The 2,402-nt window shown below is 45.7% G+C and carries 2 protein-coding genes; both read left to right on the top strand.

All coding sequences use genetic code 11. From position 1 onward, the window contains the following. Positions 1-145 precede the first annotated feature (145 nt). On the top strand, positions 146-2,047 hold the full coding sequence (locus tag VN105_RS12885; protein ID WP_325641471.1) for a sensor histidine kinase: 1,902 nt from the start codon (positions 146-148) through the stop codon (positions 2,045-2,047). Beyond that, positions 2,032-2,402, top strand: a 371-nt coding sequence (locus tag VN105_RS12880; protein WP_325641469.1) for a response regulator transcription factor, incomplete at its 3' end; no start/stop codon positions are given. The genes VN105_RS12885 and VN105_RS12880, both read left to right, overlap by 16 nt.

The following is a 2,402-nucleotide window of genomic DNA, read 5'->3' as shown; positions in this document are numbered from 1 at the left end:
TTGCCTCCATGAAAACCCTGAGATGAAATCAATATATTCCATGATTTCTTACCCGGAAAATTATCGTCATTTTTGTGAAAGAGGAATAAACCTTTGTTTTTTATCCGACATATATCATCTCTTGAAAAAATATTGCTTATTACTTTTGCTGTTTTTTTCCTCCCGCACCTTTGCGCAGCAACAGGGAGTACATAGCTATGCCGATAGCCTGGAGAAGGTGCTTGCAGCGCCGTTAAACGACACCGTACGGGCCAGAACGCTTTTCCTGTTGTCGCAGTATTGGGCGGACCTGGACAGTGCCAAAGGCATGTTTTATATAACAGAAGCGTTGAAGTATAACCCGGGAGATGATTTTCACACCGGTATGGCCCATTATTACCTTGGGGGCGCATTGATGGAATATGATATTCCCCGTTCGCAAAAGGAATACAAACAGGCCGTGCAATTGCTGCAAAATGTTCCTACGCAGCAAGGCTACCGGTTGCTGGCAAAGGCATGGCATAACCTCGGCATTCTCGAAGAACGCAATGGGAATGAAAGAGCATTTGCAGATATATTACTGAATAAGGCGGTGCCCCTGGCAACAAAGGCCAGCGATACAGACCATGTAGGCATATGTTATATAAGCCTGGGCGTGGTGTTCAATAATATTTTTGATTACGACAGATCTACGGAATATTACAAAAAAGCAATAGCGATATTCAGAAAGAAAGACGCTTCGGATGAAAAGCTGATAGACTGCTACAGCAACATCTCCGAAAATTATCTTAATAAAGATCACTACAGCGAAGCCAAACCTTTCCTGGATAGTGCGGCTGCATTGGCGCCGCTTTATCCAAGTTCCATTTATCTGCCGTCTTTTTACCTGGCGCAAGGAAGGTATTTCAACGGGATAAAAGAGTGGGAGCAGGCGTTACAGTGTTTTAACAAAGGAACGGCTATAGCCACTTCCCTGAACAGGTTCTATGACGCTACTACTATCATGATGGAGCAGTACCAAACCTACAAGGCGCAGAAAAAATATACGGCGGGCAGGGAGCTGCTGCTGAAAATATATGGACGACCTTATGTGGCGGAGATGCCTGAAAATATGCGACTGGTGCTGTATGAACTGGCAAAAACAGATTCGGCATTAAACAATCCCCGGGAAGCCTATAAATGGCTGTTGAAATACACGGAGCTTACCGATAGTACCGGCACTAACGAAACAAATGTCAGGATATCAGAACTGGAAGCGAAGTATAATTATGCAGAGAAGGAAAAGGAAGTGTTGCGTTTGAATGAAAGAACAAAGATGCAGAAATTGTTGCTCGGAGGTAGCCAGGTATTATTGCTGCTTACTATACTGATGTCGGTTTATTTCTATAAACAGAGAAGGGTTAAAGCGGAACAGCAGTTGCGCTCATTGCAGCAGGCGCAGCAAATTGCAGTAGCGCAGGCGTTGCTGCATGGAGAAGAGCGGGAGCGCCGGCGTTTAGCCAGCGACCTGCACGATGGGCTTGGCGGCATGCTGGCCAGCGCTAAAATTCATCTTTCGGAAATGGAACAGGATGAGTACGGGCGGTTAAATAAAGTGATAGGGCAGTTAGACAGCTCGGTCACTGAACTGCGCCGCATTGCACGGAATATGATGCCCGAGGCCCTGTTGCGGTCCGGTTTGGAAATGGCCCTGAAAGACCTTCGCCAGTCGGTTGCCACGGAAAAGATGAACGTGGAATTGCAGCTTATTGATATAGCGCCCGATTTACCGGTACAGGTGCAGCTGATCATCTACCGCATTATACAGGAGCTGCTGGCCAATGTAATAAAGCATGCAGCTGCTACCGAAGTATTTATTCAATGCAGCCAGCTTAAAAATATTTTTTACATTGCCGTTGAAGATAACGGGCGTGGATTTGATGTAGGATCCGTTCCCGGCGATAAGAAAGGAATTGGCCTGGATAATGTCCGTCACCGCGTGGAATTTTTGCAGGGTAAGATGGATATCAGCTCTTCACCCGGTAGGGGTACCGTCATTAACATCGAACTTTTATGCGGCAACAGTTAAAGCATGTATCTGTTATTATAGTAGAGGACCATTCAATATTTATTGAAGGACTTTGTAGTATCCTTCAGGATGCAGACGGGATAAAGGTTTTGGAAACTTTTACCCGGGGAGAAGCGGCGCTGGACTTTCTGAAATCCCAACGCGCAGATATTGTATTGCTCGACATCAGTCTCCCGGAGATGTCGGGCATAAAGGTATGCAGCGCCATTAAAGAACTGGATCAAAGCATCAGGATCATCGCGCTTACCAATCATACCGAGAAGAGTGTGATTGTGGAGATGCTGCAAAACGGGGCAGATGGTTATCTCTTAAAAAATACTTCCAGGAAAGATCTTGTTGCAGCAATTTTACAGGT

This window comes from Chitinophaga sp. (genome assembly GCF_035564935.1).
Classification (GTDB): domain Bacteria; phylum Bacteroidota; class Bacteroidia; order Chitinophagales; family Chitinophagaceae; genus Chitinophaga.
Note: the sequence above shows the minus strand (reverse complement) of the source record. Positions and strands in the feature narration are given on the sequence as shown.